Below are 17,670 nucleotides of genomic sequence, written 5' to 3'. Positions count from 1 at the left end.
CTCCGCATGAATTAGGTTAAATGAAATTTGAATTTTTCTTCATATTTTGGTGATTGATTTAAGTGTATCTGAAATAGTGAAAATCGTTCAATAGCCGTTGAAACTTCACCGCTTTTAAACGGGACATGCGCCGGAAATCCCTCGTGGCCTGTCCATTTTCTTGCCAGCGTCATATGGGGATGATACGCTCTCTTTTCCACTTTAAAGCCTGCTTGAAGAACAGCTTGTTTTGTATGCTCCCTCAGTGTTTCGAGCGCTGTATTCTTCTTCGGCTCCAAATGCAATACGCGCGGCTGCCTTCGGTCTCCGAACACATCTATTCTGTCAAATTCAATTGTAAACGGATTGGCATCTAAAGCGATCTCGGCAAGCGAGCCTTCAAGCTGATTGATTTGAGCTTCATCCGCCGCACCCAGAAAAATTAACGTGATATGGTAGTCAAGCGGGTGCACCCATTTTTGAAATGTGAGCGCTGGCTCGTTTTTTGCAGCCTGGTAAATCGGATTTGAAATTTCCGGCGGAATGGGCACGCCGATGAAATAATGAGGCCGGATATCTGACATCCGTCTGACACTCCCTTCTTTGACTGCTATTATTTTATCAATAAAGAGGCTGCGCGAATAGAGGAACCGCATATGAAAACACTCTCGCGCAAACGTTTATTATGTTAGGATATTATATGACACTTGTTTTATTCAGAAAGGAATGACAATGTTGAAAATCGTTGAAAACACTTCTGATCTTATAGGAGATACTCCGCTTGTGAAATTGAATCGGCTTCAGCCGGAAAACGCAGCACAAGTCTATTTAAAACTTGAATTTTTCAATCCAAGCGGCAGTGTGAAAGACAGAGCCGCTTACAATATGATCATAGAAGCAGAACAAAACGGCTTACTCAAGCCTGGCTCAGTTATCATTGAGCCGACCAGCGGAAATACCGGAATCGGACTCGCCATGAATGCCGCGGCCCGCGGCTATAAAGCGATTTTAGTAATGCCTGATACAATGACAAAGGAGCGGATCAACCTCCTCAAAGCCTATGGTGCAGAGGTTGTGTTAACTCCCGGATCGGAACGAATGCCCGGCAGCATAAAAAAAGCAAAAGAGCTTGCCGAACAAATTCCGAACAGCTTCATTCCAATGCAGTTTGATAATACTGCTAATCCTGACGCGCATCGTAAAACAACTGCTCTTGAAATTGCCCGGGCAATAAAAGAAATCGGAAAACCGCTAGGCGCTTTTGTAGCTTCTTCCGGTACTGGCGGAACCATTACAGGAACCGGTGAAGCGCTAAAAGAACTGTTTCCAGATATTTTGGTTCATGTTGTCGAGCCTGCGGGGTCCCCGGTATTATCAGGCGGAAAACCGGGTGCGCATAAGCTGGTAGGGACAAGCCCAGGCTTCATTCCTCCCGTTTTAAATCAAAATGTGTATGATGAAATTATCAAAATCACTGATGAGGATGCGTATACGACAACCAGACGCCTTGCTGCGGAGGAAGGAATTCTCGTCGGGCCTTCTTCAGGCGCTGCCTGCTATGCAGCGATTGAAGCAGCCAAACGTCTCTCTCCTGATCAAGTTGTTGTCTGTATGACAGCTGATACCGGAGAACGCTATTTATCAACTGATTTATGGTCATTTGTGTAAAAAAAGGACTGGCTTCAGAAGAAGCCGGTCCTTTTATTTTGCAAGTTCGTAAATGGCCTGCGCATATAAAGCAGTCGCTCTGAGGAGGTCATCAATTTCAATATATTCGTCCTTTTGATGCGCACTGTCGGGACGTCCAGGGAACAGCGGTCCGAATGCAACGCCGGCCTCCAAAGATCTCGCGTAAGTTCCCCCGCCGATTGAAATTAAATCAGCTTTTTTGCCCAATTGGCCTTCATATACCTTTTGCAGCGTTTTGACTAGCGGATGGTCTGCTGATACATGATGGGGCTTGCTGTCTTTAAATTCTCGAAGCTCAAATTCACTTGCGCTTTCAAATGCATCGCGGATCATGTTGCTTTCCGCTGTTACAGGATAGCGGATATTGATTCCGAGCTCGCCTCCTTGCCCTTCTGTATAGCGCAGTGTTCCGACATTTAATGTCAGCTCTCCGCTAATGTCATCCTCACAGGCGATATTCAGTTTCTTTCCTCTTGTATCATCTGAGAATTTATCTGTCACGACTTGAACAAAACGCTGTCCTGCTTCATCCAGCTCCGTTTGGCGCAAAAATTCTGCCAGTTTGATGCCGGCATTCACTCCATTGTTCGGTTCCATCGCATGGCAGGAAAGTCCGTGCATGCGCAATATCAGCTGACCGTTCTCAATCTCAGCTGCACCTTTTTGATCCGTCGCGCGGAGCATGTCTTGAAATGAGGCAAGAACCTCTTCTATTTTTGCTCCTTCGAGAACGGCTTCCGCAGCGTCTGGCACCATGTTTAAGCGAAGACCTGATGTAAACGAGGCAAGAACTGTTTCTGAAGCGGCTTTATTTGTATGGTGCGGGATCAGCAGTGAAGCATCAATAATCCCTTTTTCCGCGTTTATAATCGGGAAGTCAGCATCTGGCGCAAAACCGAGAGTCGGCATTTCTTCGTGCTTGAAATAATGCTCCACGCATCTCCAATCACTTTCTTCATCTGTTCCGATAATGATTCTGACACGTTTGGACAGCGGCAGATTCATGTCTTTGACGATTTTCAGCGCGTAGAACGCAGCCATCGTCGGACCTTTGTCGTCAATGGCGCCCCTTGCATAAATCCGTCCGTTTCGGATGTCCGCTGAAAACGGATCACTTGTCCATCCGTCTCCGGGCGGTACAACATCAACATGGCATAGAACGCCGACAATGTCTTCACCCTCGCCCCATTCGATATGACCGGCGAACCCGTCAAGATTTTTTGTGGTAAATCCTTCTTTTTCTCCAAGCTCAAGCAAAGAGGTCAAGCTGGCATTTACCCCTTCTCCAAATGGTTTGCCGGGACCGGCTGTTGACTCGTCCATTACACTGTTGATTCTCAAGAATTCCTGCGTATCGCGAATCAAATCATCTTTTTTTCTGATCACTTCGACTTCCCAGTTCATAACGATCCCCTTTCTGCAATAAATCACTTGCAAAAACTAAATAAAACGAATAATATTAATGGTGTTTTGTTAAAACGTTCGTAATTGGAGGATACTATGTTTCATCTAAAAGAGCAGCAAACATCGATCAAACAAGAAATCATAGCTGGACTGACGACCTTTTTCACAATGGTCTATATTGTAGTGGTGAATCCGGTTATTTTAGCTAATGCCGGAGTTCCTTTTGACCAGGTCTTTACCGCAACGATTATCGCCTCCATTGTCGGAACGCTGTGGATGGCCCTGGCTGCAAATTATCCGATTGCCATTGCACCCGGCATGGGCTTAAACGCTTACTTAGCCTATCACGTTGTAGGCGCAAGCGGCGGCGGCATCACGTATGTAACAGCTTTCAGCGCAGTATTCACAGCAGGGGTCCTCTTCATTATTCTATCGTTAACGCCTTTGAGAAAACAACTGATAGAAGCGATTCCAAACAATTTAAAATACGGCATCACAACAGGGATCGGGCTTTTTATTGCGTTTATCGGTTTACGGCAGGTGGGAATTATTACGGCTGATAAATCAAATCTGGTCACACTCGGCAACCTTCATTCGCCAGCGGTTATCTTGACGCTGATCGGCTTATTGATCAGTGTGATCTTGATGTTGCTGAATGTAAGCGGAGCGTTATTTATCGGAATGGCGGCTACCGCTTTGATTGCATTTTTTACCGGCCAGTTGCATTTTCCTAAAGGCTTTATGTCTTTTCCGCATTTGCCTGATGGATTGATTATTTCAAATCCGTTCTCCGCTTTTGGCGATGTGATTCATCACGGCCTGTACGCTGTCGTGTTTTCATTTCTGCTGGTAACAATTTTTGATACGACCGGTACAATGATCGGTGTGGCCGAGCAGGCCGGATTGATGAAAAACAACAAGCTCCCGAACGCGCGAAAAGCGCTGCTGGCTGATTCAACGGCAACCACAGTCGGTGCTGTTTTCGGCACAAGTCCGACAACCGCGTTTATCGAATCTTCAGCTGGCGTCGCAGCCGGGGGAAGAACAGGTCTTACGTCTTTCACTGTCGCGGTATTGTTTGCAGCTTCGATGTTTTTCAGTCCGCTTGTTAGCGCCTTATCCGGCATATCCGCCATCACCTCACCGGCTTTGATTATTGTCGGCAGCCTGATGATGGGTTCGGTGTCGAATATTAACTGGAAGGAGATGGACGAGGCATTTCCGGCATTTCTCGTTGTTCTGACCATGCCTCTTACATCAAGCATTTCCACAGGAATTGCCCTTGGCTTTATTTCTTATCCGATTGTGAAAGCAGCACGGGGAAAATGGAGAGACATTCATCCGCTCGTCCTTGTTTTTGCCGTTCTGTTTTTCATCCAGCTATTTATTCTATAACATACAGAAAACCCAAACGGCATCCGTTTGGGTTTTTATTTCATCAAAAAAGAGATAACGGCTGCTAAAAAGCAGCAGGAAACACAAGCATAGTGCAGCGTGTTCACACAGCTTTTTCTGGCCCGGTAATATTCATCACTTTCCTTATCAGCCCCAATTAAGATCGGCGCATCCATTACTTTATCAAAGATTAGCGAAAGCACGTAACGGCAAACACCTGTATAAACCAGCAGCGCAACCACCTTAAGAAAGATGGGGGAAACGATCGTTAAAATCGCAAAAGCCGACAAAAGCATATACAGATGCCTCGCATACTCCCCATTCCTCAGCATGACTTTAAAAAACAATTCTTTATAGATTGTATACGTTGTCCGTTTCTTAAATATCCTTTTTGAATTCCGGAATAATAGTGGTTTTCTCCTCATCCTGTCCTTTACTCTCGGCATTCTCACATCCTGGCTTGTCATCATTATAAGACCTGCAAGAGTGAGCCTGATTTTTCTCTCCTCAAGCACCTCAGCCTCAAAAGCCGAAAACGAAGCCGTCTTTTTAAAACTGCGTATGTAAGCAAAAATCAAAAACAAAACACCGACAAGCGAAAGCAAGTGCCACTCAGTAAAGGTAATCATGAGAAACGAACACGCAAAAAGCACAGCCTTGAGAAAAAAGTCCGTGATCTGCCTCCAAATAGATCTTGGTTTTCTGATCCTTTCCTGCTTCAAGGATAGAAAGACCGTATGAAGACCGAATGCATAGATCAATAGAGAAGCGCTTTCTGAAATCGTGACGCGAACAGAATCATTGATAAAGGGAAGTAAAAGAAAAAAGAGCAGGAGCCATTTGGCGAGCGTAAACAATAAGGAATACACCAATGCGTATTGTTTCATCTGGCGTATCATCGCTTTCTTTTGCAGTAAAAACACTTGGTCCGCTTCCAGTAAAAACGTATGTATGGAGCCTGTACACACAATCAGTATACCGACAGCGTATAACCATCTCCATTCGACCCTCTCAGACCACACGAAAAGAAGGCCGCTTCCGTTCGTCCACTCCACATACTGATAAATCACAAAAGCAAGCGCCGGCAGGACAATGTAGAGCGCAACCGTCCAATCAATGACAGCATGCAGCACCTTAAACTGATATCGGTAAAAATCCAGCCACCTTCGAATAAAGAGAGACCGCCCGTTCATGCCTTTCCTCCTTGAATCGCCGTATAAAAACAGTCAAGCAATGACTGCCCGTCTAACCCTGTCTGCGCTTGAATATCCTTTAAAGTTCCATGAAGAAACAAAGAACCTTTATCAATCATGTAAAACCTGTCGCAGATTTTTTCAGCGGTATCAAGTACGTGTGTGCACATGAGAATGCCAGCTCCCCTTTCTTTCTCAGCCTTCAGCATGTCCACAAAGCGTTTTGTCGAAATCGGGTCAAGGCCGATAAACGGTTCATCAATCACATACATATCAGGCTTAGAAAGAAAGGCCTGAATCAGCATCAGCTTTTGCTGCATGCCCTTTGAAAACGTCACCGGCAGCTCATGCATGACATGATCAAGCGAAAAGGTTTCAAGAAGACTTTGAGCCCGATATTCGAATTCACTCTGATCAATGCCGTGCAAAGTGCTGATCAGATCGAGATGCTCCCACAGCGTTAATTCCTCATAAAAGGACGGGTGCTCCGGAATATAAGCAAACGAGCAATCATTCCAAGCGATAGTCCCTTTAAGTTCTTGCGAGAGGCCGAGTATCGCCTTGATGGCTGTACTTTTCCCAGCTCCGTTCGCTCCAATTAATCCGACAAGCTCCCCTTCTCTGACTTCCAATAAAACATCGGTGAGTACTTTTTTTCGGCTTGTATACCCTGCTTGCTCTATCGATGCTTCCAACAACATTCTCACTCTCACTCACCCCCTAAATCACATACGGAACAGAATAAAAAAAGTTTCTTTAACCATAATAATATTGTGCTGAAGTACATAGTAATCCAACAAGGATGGCGGCCAAACTCAAATTGGAAAAAATTTATCATACTTATTCCTAGATTCACTGCGGCGAAATCGTGTATAATGAAGGCAAATTATTTAAACATTACAGATGTCTGCCTTAGTTGCTATTCGTACGCAGTTGATTTCGTGAGTTGTGGTTAGTCAAGTCCATCCGATCTTATGATAGGGAGTGGTTTTTTGAAACCTTCAACAAACCGTATGCTAACTCGAATTAAATCAGTTTACATGTTTATCCAAGAAAAAGGTCTTGTGACAACACAGGAACTGGTTGACGAATTCGGCATTACACCTAGAACGATTCAAAGAGACTTAAATGTGTTAGCATATAATGATCTTGTTCATAGTCCAAGCCGTGGCAAATGGGAGACAACGAGAAAGAAAGTAAAGATTACCTCATAACATTAAAAATTACATAGGGCCGCCCTGTGAGCGGCCTGATAGATACAGGGCGAGGACGTTCTCAGCCTTGTTTTTGTATGCTTATATATAATAAAAATCCCGCATGTGAGATGCGGGATTTTTTCATGCTTGTGGCTCGTTCAGCCTTTCAAGTTCTTCTTCTGTAAGCTCACGATATTCTCCCGGCGCCAGAGCAGGATCCAAGTCTACGCGTCCCATTGAGAGCCGCTTCAGATAAATGACTTCATTGCCGACAGCATTTGCCATCTGTTTGACTTGATGAAATTTCCCTTCTGTTATCGTCAGATATATCACGGTATGCTCTTTGTCGTTTGCCTTTATTTCTGCTTGTGCCGGTTTTGTTTTGTAGCCGCCTTCAATATATACCCCATTCTCTAAGCTGGTGATATCTTCTGGCGAAATTTGTGACTTTAAGTGGACTTCATACGTTTTCGGAACATGCTTTTTCGGCGATAGCAGCCTGTGAGCAAGCTGACCATCATTTGTCAGCAAAACAAATCCTTCTGTATCCTTATCAAGCCGGCCGGCAGGAAACGGCTCAAATCTAAGTTCATCCGGCGTCAGCAAATCGACCACTGTCTTTTGCCGGCTGTCCTCAGTCGCTGACAGCACGCCCTGCGGTTTATTCATCATGATATAAATAAACTCGCGGTAATCAATCGGCTCGCCATAAACGGTCACCTCCTGTGCATCAGGGTCCACGTGTGCCTTGACATCTTTTGCCGGCTTTCCGTCGACCATGACGGCTCCCGCTTTTACAATCAATTTGACCTCTTTTCTCGAGCCATACCCGCTGTTGGCAAGCAGCTTATCTAGTCTCATGCCCATCTCTCCTTTCTATAAAAGAAAGCCCGCATCAAGCGAGCCCTCTCGTTTCAACATATTCTGTTACTCAGCGGCATGTCTGCCTTTCTTTAAGAACCCCGGTAAACGGCGGCCGAATATTTTCTGTAAAAACCCTAAACGATAAGCGCAATACAGGTAGACAGCTCCGCCGATCACAGCCGCAATCAGCACGACGATCGCAGCGTGCAGCTGGCCATCCTCGTAGGAGATGAAAAAGCTTAACACCCACTGGACGACTTTAACGGCTATCCCCATCACTGCTGACAAGAGCAGCATCAGAACGCCCCGTTTCACTAATATTTTGTACGAATAGCCGGCATGCCGTTTGATCATGATAAATCCGTATATCAGTGAGGCAGTATATCCGAGTGCCGTAGCTAAAATAGCGCCGTCAGCCTGCATCAGCTTAATCAGCGGGACATTCAGCACAAGTTTGATCACGACACCGATCACCAGACTGACAACCGCAAATTTTTGCTTATTGATGCCTTGCAAAATGGCGGCGTTGACAGTAAACAAAGAGAACATGATCGCAACCGGCGAATACCAAAACAGGATGTCTTTCCCCAATTCAGGATGAAGGCTCTCTGATCCGTAAAAGAACGTATACACAGGACCTGCTAATACCGATATGCCGACAACAGCAGGAATAATTAAAAACAGGATCGTCTGCATCGACTGGTTGATCTGCTGATTTAACAGCTTGTAGTTTCTGCTTGTAAACGATTCTGTGATCGTCGGAATTAAGGTCAGTCCGAATGCCGTCGCAAGAGAAACCGGGATCATCACGAGCTTCTGCACGTAAAGTGTAAGAATGGCCATCATGTCCTGACTGATCGCTTGATGCCCCGCTTCAATCATCGCTTTGTTAAAGGTATTTGTATCAATATAGTTATACAAAGGGATGGCTAGTCCAACAAACACGTAGGGAGCAGCATAGCTGAAGAGCTCGAAAAACATTTTCTTGTAGCTTAAATCTGCTGTAGGTCCCGTATTCGGCATCATCGCCAGCAGATTGCCTTTTCGCTTGTTCCAATAAATATACAATACGATCAGCCCGCCGAAGGCACCGATCAGCGCTGCGAAGGTTGCATAACCGACAGCGATCACAAGGCCGCCGTTTATGACTTTCAAAATCAAGAAGGTAGCACTCAATAAGAAGATAATACGGACAATCTGCTCAACAACTTGAGAGACAGCCGTCGGCCCCATCATTTGATGACCTTGGAAAAATCCGCGCACAAGACTCATAATCGGCACAACTAAAAGCGCTAAGCTGACCATGCGGATGACATATACGACATGATCAATCGTCAAACCGTTATTATCTTTGCCCCCAAGTGATATTTCGGCAAAAAACGGAGCAGATAAATATAATATGAAAAAGGCAATCATACCCGTTACAAGCATAACCGACATGCCCGCCTTCAGCATTTTTCTGCTTGTTTCATAATCCCCTTTGGAATTATATTTGGAAACAAATTTAGAAACGGCGGCTGGAAAGCCCATTGTGGCAATGTTCAAAAATAAAGTATATTGATTGTATCCGTATTGAAATAACGCACCGCCTGTCGCTCCGACCATGATGCTGAAAGGAATTAAATAAACCATTCCCAGTATCCGTGAAATATATGTACCGAGCGTTAACACAAACGTGCCTCTTAACAGTTTGCTTGACATGTTTCCTCATCACCATTTTCTACGAAGATTCAACTTTTCTATTTTACCACAAATGGGCATATAGACGGTAATAAATACAAAAGCAATCTCAGGGAAGAATACAAGTTTGCGGCAAAATACGTTTAAGCAGAACCTGTCTTTCGCTATAATAGTACTGCGGACAGCGTTCCGCACACGAAATGTAAAAAGAAAGTTGATGATAAAGATGAATCAGTATGACGTAATTGTAATCGGCGGAGGCCCTTCAGGTCTGATGGCTGCCATTGCAGCCGGGGAACAGGGCGCTGACGTCTTGTTAATAGATAAAGGAAACAAGTTAGGCCGCAAACTTGCCATATCCGGTGGCGGCCGCTGCAATGTGACGAACCGCCTTCCTGTCGAAGAAATTATTAAGCACATCCCCGGCAACGGCCGTTTTTTATACAGTGCGTTTTCCGAATTTAATAATGAAGATATTATCAAGTTTTTTGAAAATCTCGGGATCAAACTGAAGGAAGAGGATCACGGCCGGATGTTTCCGGTGACAGACAAAGCGCAAAGTGTTGTCGACGCGCTGTTAAACAGGCTGAAACAGCTGCGTGTGACGATTAGAACGAACGAAAAAATCAAATCTGTTACATATGAAGATGGACATGCGGCAGGCATTGTGACGAATAATGGCGAATTGATTCATAGTAAGGCAGTCATTATCGCGGTTGGCGGAAAAAGCGTTCCCCATACCGGCAGCACGGGTGACGGCTATGAATGGGCCGAAGCCGCAGGCCACACAATAACAGAGCTGTTCCCGACAGAGGTGCCCGTCACATCTGCCGAGCCGTTTATTAAGAAAAAAACACTGCAGGGTTTATCGCTCAGAGATGTCGCCGTCAGTGTGTTAAACAAAAAGGGCAAAGCCATTGTCACACATAAGATGGACATGCTGTTTACTCATTTCGGCCTATCAGGCCCCGCCATCCTCAGGTGCAGCCAGTTTATCGTGAAAGAGCTGAAAAAACAGCCGGAAGTGCCCGTCAGAATTGATTTGTTTCCGGATATCAATGAAGAAACGTTATTCCAAAAGATGCACAAGGAGCTGAAGGATGCGCCGAAAAAAGCGTTAAAAAATGTGCTGAAGCCTTGGATGCAGGAGCGCTACCTTCTTTTCCTGCTCGAAAAAAACGGCATTTCGCCAAACATATCATTTTCTGAGCTGCCGAAGGAGCCTTTCAGACAATTTGTCAAAGACTGCAAGCAATTTACCGTTCTCGCAAACGGCACGCTGTCACTTGACAAAGCGTTTGTCACAGGAGGCGGTGTATCGGTGAAGGAGATTGACCCGAAAAAGATGGCGTCTAAAAAAATGGACGGCCTGTATTTTTGCGGCGAAATCTTAGATATTCACGGTTATACAGGCGGATACAATATTACATCTGCACTCGTCACGGGCAGACTTGCCGGACTGAATGCCGGACGATTTTCCCTTACTTAAATACGAGATTTTCCAAACATTTACAGCATGCCGGGCATTTGAAAATTTCCCGCAAAAATGATAGGGTGAGATTTGTTTTGTTTCACCTGATTGCGGGGTAATTTACAGGAAGGAATGATCTGCCATCGTACGACCATACTAAGCCTGCGAGGAAGATATAGGCGTACACAAAAAAGTCAGAGGGTGAGAATGTTTGAAGAATATTTCTAGTGTATTTTGGATTGTGATTGTCATCACAGCCGCTGCGGTTTTGTGGGGCGTTATTTCTCCGGACAGCCTGCAAAACGTGTCACAATCGGCACAATCGTTTATAACAAATTCATTTGGTTGGTATTATCTATTAGTCGTCTCTTTGTTTGTCGGGTTCTGTCTCTTTTTAATTGTCAGCCCGATCGGTAAAATTAAACTGGGAAAACCGGATGAAAAACCGGAATTCGGGTTATTATCTTGGTTTGCCATGCTGTTCAGTGCAGGCATGGGAATCGGCTTAGTGTTCTATGGTGCGGCTGAACCGATCAGCCATTACGCAATTAGCTCTCCATCAGGTGAAACAGAAACCCCCCAAGCCTTCAGAGATGCGCTCCGGTACACGTTTTTCCACTGGGGACTGCACGCTTGGGCCATTTATGCCGTCGTGGCATTATGTATCGCATATTTTCAATTCCGCAAAGACGCGCCTGGGTTAATCAGCAGCACACTGACTCCAATTCTAGGCGATAAAGTAAACGGCCCGATCGGTAAACTGATTGACTGTATTGCTGTTTTTGCAACAGTTGTCGGCGTTGCAACGAGTCTGGGTATCGGTGCAACTCAAATTAACGGCGGATTGAATTACCTATTCGGAATTCCGAATCATTTTATCGTTCAATTGATTTTGATTGTCATTGTAACAGTGCTCTTTTTACTATCGGCTTGGAGCGGACTCGGAAAAGGAATTAAGTATTTAAGCAACACCAATATGGTGCTAGCCGGATTACTGATGCTGTTTATGCTGGTTGTCGGACCTACCGTTTTGATCATGAACTCATTTACAGATTCAATTGGGCAGTATATTCAAAACATTGTTCAAATGAGCTTCAGACTGGCGCCGAACGATCCCGGCAAACGTGAATGGATCAACGGCTGGACGATTTTCTACTGGGCATGGTGGATTTCCTGGTCTCCATTTGTCGGCATTTTCATCGCACGTGTATCCCGAGGCCGGACAATCCGTGAATTTTTGATCGGCGTCCTGGTGACACCATGTATTTTGGCTTTCCTATGGTTCTCCATTTTCGGTGTTTCCGCAATGGACCTTCAGCAAAAAGAGGTCTTTAATGTGGCGAAGCTATCTTCCGAAACGATGCTGTTCGGAACACTGGATCACTATCCACTGACAATGATCACGTCTATCCTGGCATTGATCCTGATCGCCGTGTTCTTTATTACATCAGCTGATTCAGCGACATTTGTCCTTGGTATGCAGACGACATACGGTTCATTAAACCCGGCTAACTCAGTCAAATTCAGCTGGGGTATCATTCAGTCTGCTATGGCAGCTGCGCTCTTGTATTCCGGTGGACTTGCTGCTTTGCAAAACACAGCGATTTTGGCGGCACTGCCGTTTTCAATTGTTATCCTGCTCATGATTGCTGCTCTTTATAAAGCATTGGCAAGAGAACGAAGAGAAATCAGAGCAGCAGAGAAATTCCAGAAACCGAGAAGCCCAAGAGTGAAAAAGGCTTAACCATAAAAAAGATCTTTCCGCAGTCCGCGGGAAGATCTTTTTTTATTTTCGATATAGAATGAGTGCGGAAAAACAGTAGAGCTGCTCGCCTTCAGGGTCGCACGCCGCTGAAACCGTATATTTGATATCAACCAGCTGCTCTTCCGATATTCCTTTTAAAAACGAATTGATTTCCGTTTGTAAATCTTTTTCATGCTCTTCATCAAACACTGCCACCTTCAGCATTTATCCGCTCTCCTTTCTCTATCACTCTATTCCGTTTGGAATCAATATATGATAGAGAAATGTTTATCTCGTCTCCGGATATAAAGCTTCTGGTGTAGGATGTTTCTTTGCCGGTTCATGGTCCTGCTGCTCCAGCTTCACTAAGACGGTATAAGCAATCCTCATGTGGCAGTAGCCGATGAGACTGACGCTGAAAAAAGGGACAATTCCCGGCAGATAAGCAAGCAGGAAAAAGAGCGCAACAGTCAGCGCAAGCATGACGAGCGTATATTGTAAGTACGCCACACTCAGTAAGAGGGAAAACTTAAAATACAGGCGCTTTTTCCAATCAAAGTGGACGAGCAGCGGAAACACATAAAAAAGCATTGATACAAACAGAAAGCCAAATATCATAATGGCAAAGCGCAGGATATGCAATAAGAAGTGGCTCGGGTAAATAAAGGCCAAATCGATATAAATGATCAAACCGATTAACACCAATACAGCACCGATCAAATTCGAACGGAGAAACTCAGCTTTGTATTCCCGCCAAAATGTCGGCAGCACCGGAATGTGATCCTGACCCTGAATCCATTTTCGCATGACAGCGAATAAAGCAGCAGTCGCGGGCATGACACCGAACACTCCGAGACCGATGATTGTAAAAAGCAGCCAAAGCAAATTGGTATACGCAAACCTCATGATCCATTCACAAAAACGCAGCACCCGTGCCATTGATCCGTCATGCTCCACGAAAGCCCCTCCTTTTCGCTTTTATACATTTTGCATGTGGAAAAGCTGTTTAATATCAATTGGTTTCTTTTCAACAACGGAGCGCCACATTCCCTCACCGACCGCGATAGAATAGGCTCCGGCTTCGGCTCCGGCCAAAATGTCATACTGGCGCAGCGGATCTTTGCCTATAAATAGATCAGCAAGCAAAAGCGGATCGCCTCCGCCGTGCCCTCCCTCATTTTTGACGACTTGAATGGTTTGCTTCGATTCAAAAAGCGGATAATACTCAATCGTCTGCTCGGGAAAAGCAAACGGAATTCTGGAAGGCTCATGGAATTCATTTGATTCGATACGTCCTTTTGTGCCGTTTATCGTAAGGCGATAGCCTTCGTATGGAGCGGAAAATATGATCGAGTAGCTTAACAGCGCACCGCCGTCATATTTGACAGCCGCCACATACGTATCCTCAATGTCGATCTCATCGTCAAAAATGCACGCGTCAGGGCGATATGCGGTATATAAGCTTGACTGGTCTGCATCCGCCTTGAGATGATCATCCTTTACAGAAGCTTTAGAAGCACGGGGGTGCCATCTTGCATAGTAATGGCATTTCTCTTTGACCCGGCATGTGCCGCAAAAACGCCCATCTTCTTCCGGTAGCGGATTCCATTCACTGTCCGGCCCGTAGTAATTCAACTCGCCGTAAGCAAATACCTCCGCCGGGTTTTGGCCGAGCCACCAATTCACCAGATCGAAATGATGAGTGGATTTATGGACAGAAAGACCGCCGGAAAATTGCCTGGATCGGTTCCAGCGTTTAAAATAGCTGGCGCCGTGATAGGTATCAATATACCAATTCAAATCCACAGAGGTGACCCTTCCTATTTTTCCTTCTAAAATCATCTCTTTGATTTTCCGATGATACGGGCTGTAGCGGTAATTAAACGCGACAGTAACCTTCCCTTTGCTTTTCGCTTCTGCCTCAAGCACCCGCTTTGCATCCTGCACCGTCGTTACCATCGGTTTTTCCGTTATGACATCCGTATCCCACTGAAGGCTTCTCAATATATAGGTGACATGGGTGTCATCCCTTCCTGTCACAATCACAATGTCTGGCTTCGAAACGCTCATCATACTGTCAAAATCTTCTTCTTTATACTCCGGTACGTGTGCAAGCTCCGGAAATGCCTCTTTGCAGACGGCGAATCGTTTCGGATCGGCATCCAGTAATCCCGTAATTTCATAAATGGTTGAAAACTGTTTGAGCAGCGGTTTGATAAACATGCTGAGGGCTCTGCTGCTTAATCCGCAAATGACGATGCTTTTCAATGGTCCCCACCCCTATCGGACTTCTGTTAATTGGGAAATCAGCTGCAGCGCTTCCTCTGTTTTTTCGGAGTATACAGGGATAAACGCCGCCATATTTCGATTCAGCCGAAAAGAATAGCCGTTCAGCTGTTTTTCCCCTTTCTCAATTCGAACAGCATAGACTGTTTTTTCTCCCGTTTTTTGATTTACGGCTGTATAAGGAGATGTTTTTTCCACTGGCAATTCGTCTAACGGCTGAAAATTTTCCGGATCATCGTATGCTGCAAACAAGTCTTCAGGCACGATAAAGACGTCACCCTCGTGAGCCGTAACTTCAGTCAGCAGCTTTTCCGGCAAAGCGGGAAAGATATCCACCTTTCCGGTCCCCTGTCCAGCTGCCTCTTTTATTTTTTCTTGTACGCCTGCCTGGAGATCAGAAAAGAGGATGACATGCAATCCGTCCGGCCTGCTTGAGCATGATGCCAAAAAGAGCACTGAGACGATCACACAGAAAGCCGTACGTAAACCTGTCGTCATTTTTCTACTGTCCTAAAAAGAGTCTCCGTCTCTGTCATGGCCAAAATAAACGCACCGGCACCGTGCAAATCGTTTGTGCTTCTTTCGCGGCTGACATAATAGTCATAGAAACCGGCAGACGTTCCGACACATATATCTTTGACGAGAAACGCACCGTCTTCTGTTGTTTCAGTTTTATGCTGAATCAAGCCTTGATACGCCTTTAACAGTGTTGTTTCGTAAGCTCTGTCAAGATATCCTTTATTGATTCCTTTTGCGATTGCGTACATGTACAGGCAGGATCCTGAGCTTTCCAGCCAGTTATCGGACCTGTTGCCCTTATCAACGATCTGGTACCATAACCCCGTCTCCTTGTCTTGATAGCGGCAAATGCTTTCAATCATGTCCTGAAGCGTTTTTTCCCATACGCGGCGGTTTGGATGCTTCTTCGGCAGCTCTTCAATCATGTCAGCGAGAGACAAGACGTACCAGCCGATAGAACGCGCCCAGAATTCTGGCGAACAGCCTGTTTCTTCATTCGCCCAAGGCATTTTTTTCGCTTCATCCCAGGCGTGATAATAGAGTCCGGTTTTTGAGTCCTTCGTATGCTTCCTCATCAGTGATTCCTGCAGCACGACCTGATCAAACAGCTCTGGCTCCTGCTTCAAATTGGCATATTTCAGCGCAAACGGCCCGCCCATATATAAGCCGTCAAGCCACATCTGATAAGGATAGCCGTCCTTATGCCAGAACCCCTGCTCAGACGTCCGGTTCAGCGTTCCATATAGTCCTCGCAGCCTTTTTGCGGCGTTTACATACCGCTCATCACTCGTATGTTCGTATAATGGAAAAAGAATAAGACCAGCTTGAATGGCGTCCAGCTCATCTCTTCTGAATAATAGATTGCCATAATCATCAATTAAGAGATCCGCATAGGCTTTCGCATACTCAAAATATCGCTTTTGTCCGGTTGCTTCCCACAGCCGTAATACACCGCATAAGAAAACACCTTGATGGTAGTGCCAGCGGTTTGCAGGCGGCAGCTCCTCCACTGTGTACGTGTTCATAATGGTTTTTGCCAATGCCTCCGCGTACGTAAGAGGCGATTGTACAGCGATTGATCGATCCATTGATCCCATCCCTTTCTTAATAGATTCCTTCCTCGCCGAATTTCTTTGCCAAACGATTCGCAAGCATGACCAAAATCAGCCCGACTGCCGCTTTAAATACGCCGACCGCTGTACTGTAGCTGAATTGGCCCTGTTTCAGCCCTGCAGTATAAACGTACGTATCAAAAATTTCCGCAACTTCTCTGTTTGTGGCGTTTAACAGCAAATATACATGCTCAAAGCCGAGCTCCAGCGTGTCCCCGATTTTCAAAATCAGCAAAACGACGATGACGCTTTTGATAGCCGGCAGCGTAATATGCCACATTTGCCGCAGCCGTCCCGCTCCGTCCATTTTTGCCGCTTCATAAAGCTGGGGATCAACCGCTGTCATTGCAGCCAAGTAGATGATCGTTGACCAGCCCGCTTCTCTCCAGATGACCTGCAGAATATACAGCGGACGGAACCATTCTTCATTCAGCAGAAAATTGATTTTTTCGCCGCCAAAAAACGTAATCAGTTCATTAATCAGGCCTCCGTCTACTGTCAAAAGTACAAATGACAGCGATACAACAATGACCCAGGACATAAAATGCGGAATATAAATCAGCGTCTGAACGAATTTTTTAAAGAGTGCGATCCGCACTTCGTTTAGAAGAAGCGCTAATAAAATCGGCACCGGAAAAAAGATGACCAGGTTCAAGGCAAAGAGCACGAGCGTATTTTTTAACAGGACAAAAAATGTAGGCTCAGTAAACAGCCTGATAAAATGCTTCAGCCCGACCCACTCACTGCCCCAAATGCCGAGAAACGGCTGGTAATCCTGAAACGCAATCACGATTCCCCACATTGGAACATATTTAAAAAGCAAAAAATAAATACATCCCGGCAAAATCATAAAGTACAAATACTTTTGCTGCATCAGCTTATTTAGTAAGCGCTTTCTTTTTTCTTTTTTAAACATGACTGCGTCAACAGCCGGCGCTTGCGCTTCTGCTGTTTTCATCTTTTCAAAGCCTCCTTTCATGGGTTCTTGTTTTCACTGTAGCTCAGCCTGTAAAAGTCCGTCTACAATCATATGATCACATTCTGCCTGAGCCCTTTGTCATCAAGGGTTCCTCCTCTCTACCTGAAAAAAAGACACCGATATTAGAAAATGATTATTGACAATATCTATCAATCTTTG

Annotated in this window: 17 protein-coding genes; 5 read left to right on the top strand and 12 right to left on the bottom strand. The window is 45.3% G+C overall.

The annotated features are described in order from the left end of the window. Positions 1-11: 11 nt before the first annotated feature. A complete protein-coding gene (gene thpR / locus V6D42_RS00540; protein ID WP_333512073.1) occupies positions 12-563 on the bottom strand; it encodes an RNA 2',3'-cyclic phosphodiesterase in 552 nt (183 codons plus the stop codon). A 148-nt stretch (positions 564-711) separates the two neighbouring features. On the opposite strand from thpR, the gene cysK reads away from it, so the two are divergent. Beyond that, positions 712-1,647 (top strand): cysteine synthase A, encoded by a 936-nt coding sequence (cysK, locus tag V6D42_RS00535; RefSeq protein ID WP_333512072.1) that lies wholly within the window; start codon positions 712-714, stop codon positions 1,645-1,647. A gap of 33 nt (positions 1,648-1,680) precedes the next feature. Here the strand turns inward: cysK and pepV are convergent, their stop codons facing one another. Then, positions 1,681-3,072 (bottom strand): dipeptidase PepV, encoded by a 1,392-nt coding sequence (pepV, locus tag V6D42_RS00530; RefSeq protein WP_333512071.1) that lies wholly within the window; start codon positions 3,070-3,072, stop codon positions 1,681-1,683. Between the two features lie 96 nt (positions 3,073-3,168). On the opposite strand from pepV, the gene V6D42_RS00525 reads away from it, so the two are divergent. Then, positions 3,169-4,467 (top strand): NCS2 family permease, encoded by a 1,299-nt coding sequence (locus tag V6D42_RS00525; RefSeq protein ID WP_333512070.1) that lies wholly within the window; start codon positions 3,169-3,171, stop codon positions 4,465-4,467. 35 nt (positions 4,468-4,502) lie between these two features. Here V6D42_RS00525 and V6D42_RS00520 read toward each other — a convergent pair whose 3' ends face one another. Both V6D42_RS00520 and V6D42_RS00515 read right to left on the bottom strand, forming a co-directional pair. Next, positions 4,503-5,660: an ABC transporter permease gene (locus V6D42_RS00520; RefSeq protein WP_333512069.1), complete on the bottom strand. Its 1,158-nt coding sequence runs from the start codon at positions 5,658-5,660 to the stop codon at positions 4,503-4,505. Then, positions 5,657-6,367: an ABC transporter ATP-binding protein gene (locus tag V6D42_RS00515; protein WP_333512068.1), complete on the bottom strand. Its 711-nt coding sequence runs from the start codon at positions 6,365-6,367 to the stop codon at positions 5,657-5,659. Before V6D42_RS00515 ends, V6D42_RS00520 begins: the two co-directional genes overlap by 4 nt. Positions 6,368-6,652: 285 nt before the next feature. Between V6D42_RS00515 and V6D42_RS00510 the strand changes: the two genes are divergently transcribed. Next, positions 6,653-6,874, top strand: coding sequence for a DeoR family transcriptional regulator (locus V6D42_RS00510; protein ID WP_003152337.1), 222 nt, complete (start codon positions 6,653-6,655; stop codon positions 6,872-6,874). Between the two features lie 123 nt (positions 6,875-6,997). Here the strand turns inward: V6D42_RS00510 and V6D42_RS00505 are convergent, their stop codons facing one another. Both V6D42_RS00505 and murJ read right to left on the bottom strand, forming a co-directional pair. Next, the gene (locus tag V6D42_RS00505) at positions 6,998-7,717 is read right to left on the bottom strand and encodes a pseudouridine synthase (RefSeq protein ID WP_333512067.1); all 720 of its coding nucleotides are present in this window, start codon (positions 7,715-7,717) and stop codon (positions 6,998-7,000) included. Positions 7,718-7,783: 66 nt separating this feature from the next. Next, entirely contained in the window at positions 7,784-9,421 is a 1,638-nt protein-coding gene (gene murJ / locus V6D42_RS00500) for a lipid II flippase MurJ (protein WP_333512066.1), read from the bottom strand. Positions 9,422-9,626: 205 nt separating this feature from the next. Between murJ and V6D42_RS00495 the strand changes: the two genes are divergently transcribed. Both V6D42_RS00495 and opuD read left to right on the top strand, forming a co-directional pair. Continuing rightward, positions 9,627-10,889 carry an NAD(P)/FAD-dependent oxidoreductase gene (locus V6D42_RS00495; RefSeq protein WP_333512065.1) on the top strand — a complete coding sequence of 421 codons (1,263 nt, stop codon included), beginning with the start codon at positions 9,627-9,629 and terminating at the stop codon, positions 10,887-10,889. A 193-nt stretch (positions 10,890-11,082) separates the two neighbouring features. Beyond that, the gene (opuD, locus tag V6D42_RS00490) at positions 11,083-12,615 is read left to right on the top strand and encodes a glycine betaine transporter OpuD (RefSeq protein WP_333512064.1); all 1,533 of its coding nucleotides are present in this window, start codon (positions 11,083-11,085) and stop codon (positions 12,613-12,615) included. Positions 12,616-12,657: 42 nt separating this feature from the next. Here opuD and V6D42_RS00485 read toward each other — a convergent pair whose 3' ends face one another. From V6D42_RS00485 to rmgP, 6 genes are all read right to left on the bottom strand, one after another. Next, entirely contained in the window at positions 12,658-12,840 is a 183-nt protein-coding gene (locus V6D42_RS00485) for a sporulation protein Cse60 (protein ID WP_003325003.1), read from the bottom strand. Between the two features lie 63 nt (positions 12,841-12,903). Continuing rightward, positions 12,904-13,572: a YesL family protein gene (locus V6D42_RS00480; RefSeq protein ID WP_333512063.1), complete on the bottom strand. Its 669-nt coding sequence runs from the start codon at positions 13,570-13,572 to the stop codon at positions 12,904-12,906. 21 nt (positions 13,573-13,593) lie between these two features. Further along, positions 13,594-14,883: a Gfo/Idh/MocA family protein gene (locus V6D42_RS00475; protein ID WP_333512062.1), complete on the bottom strand. Its 1,290-nt coding sequence runs from the start codon at positions 14,881-14,883 to the stop codon at positions 13,594-13,596. Positions 14,884-14,895: 12 nt separating this feature from the next. Further along, complete coding sequence (locus tag V6D42_RS00470; protein WP_326203246.1) at positions 14,896-15,399, bottom strand: lipoprotein YteS; 504 nt, start codon at positions 15,397-15,399, stop codon at positions 14,896-14,898. Beyond that, positions 15,396-16,517 carry a glycoside hydrolase family 88/105 protein gene (locus V6D42_RS00465; RefSeq protein WP_333512061.1) on the bottom strand — a complete coding sequence of 374 codons (1,122 nt, stop codon included), beginning with the start codon at positions 16,515-16,517 and terminating at the stop codon, positions 15,396-15,398. Before V6D42_RS00465 ends, V6D42_RS00470 begins: the two co-directional genes overlap by 4 nt. 7 nt (positions 16,518-16,524) lie before the next feature. Further along, positions 16,525-17,490, bottom strand: coding sequence for a polygalacturonan/rhamnogalacturonan ABC transporter permease (gene rmgP, locus V6D42_RS00460; protein ID WP_229146464.1), 966 nt, complete (start codon positions 17,488-17,490; stop codon positions 16,525-16,527). Positions 17,491-17,670: the final 180 nt, after the last annotated feature.

This window comes from Bacillus sp. 0909A (genome assembly GCF_036765115.1).
GTDB lineage: Bacteria > Bacillota > Bacilli > Bacillales > Bacillaceae > Bacillus > Bacillus mojavensis.
Note: the sequence above shows the minus strand (reverse complement) of the source record. Positions and strands in the feature narration are given on the sequence as shown.

Bases quoted from the DNA above. Each gene is read 5' to 3' on its own strand.
- thpR (WP_333512073.1), bottom strand. From the start codon at position 563: ATGTCAGATATCCGGCCTCATTATTTCATCGGCGTGCCCATTCCGCCG.
- cysK (WP_333512072.1), top strand. From the start codon at position 712: ATGTTGAAAATCGTTGAAAACACTTCTGATCTTATAGGAGATACTCCG.
- pepV (WP_333512071.1), bottom strand. From the start codon at position 3,072: ATGAACTGGGAAGTCGAAGTGATCAGAAAAAAAGATGATTTGATTCGC.
- V6D42_RS00525 (WP_333512070.1), top strand. From the start codon at position 3,169: ATGTTTCATCTAAAAGAGCAGCAAACATCGATCAAACAAGAAATCATA.
- V6D42_RS00520 (WP_333512069.1), bottom strand. From the start codon at position 5,660: ATGAACGGGCGGTCTCTCTTTATTCGAAGGTGGCTGGATTTTTACCGA.
- V6D42_RS00505 (WP_333512067.1), bottom strand. From the start codon at position 7,717: ATGAGACTAGATAAGCTGCTTGCCAACAGCGGGTATGGCTCGAGAAAA.
- murJ (WP_333512066.1), bottom strand. From the start codon at position 9,421: ATGTCAAGCAAACTGTTAAGAGGCACGTTTGTGTTAACGCTCGGTACA.
- V6D42_RS00495 (WP_333512065.1), top strand. From the start codon at position 9,627: ATGAATCAGTATGACGTAATTGTAATCGGCGGAGGCCCTTCAGGTCTG.
- V6D42_RS00485 (WP_003325003.1), bottom strand. From the start codon at position 12,840: ATGCTGAAGGTGGCAGTGTTTGATGAAGAGCATGAAAAAGATTTACAA.
- V6D42_RS00470 (WP_326203246.1), bottom strand. From the start codon at position 15,399: ATGACGACAGGTTTACGTACGGCTTTCTGTGTGATCGTCTCAGTGCTC.
- V6D42_RS00465 (WP_333512061.1), bottom strand. From the start codon at position 16,517: ATGGGATCAATGGATCGATCAATCGCTGTACAATCGCCTCTTACGTAC.
- rmgP (WP_229146464.1), bottom strand. From the start codon at position 17,490: ATGAAAACAGCAGAAGCGCAAGCGCCGGCTGTTGACGCAGTCATGTTT.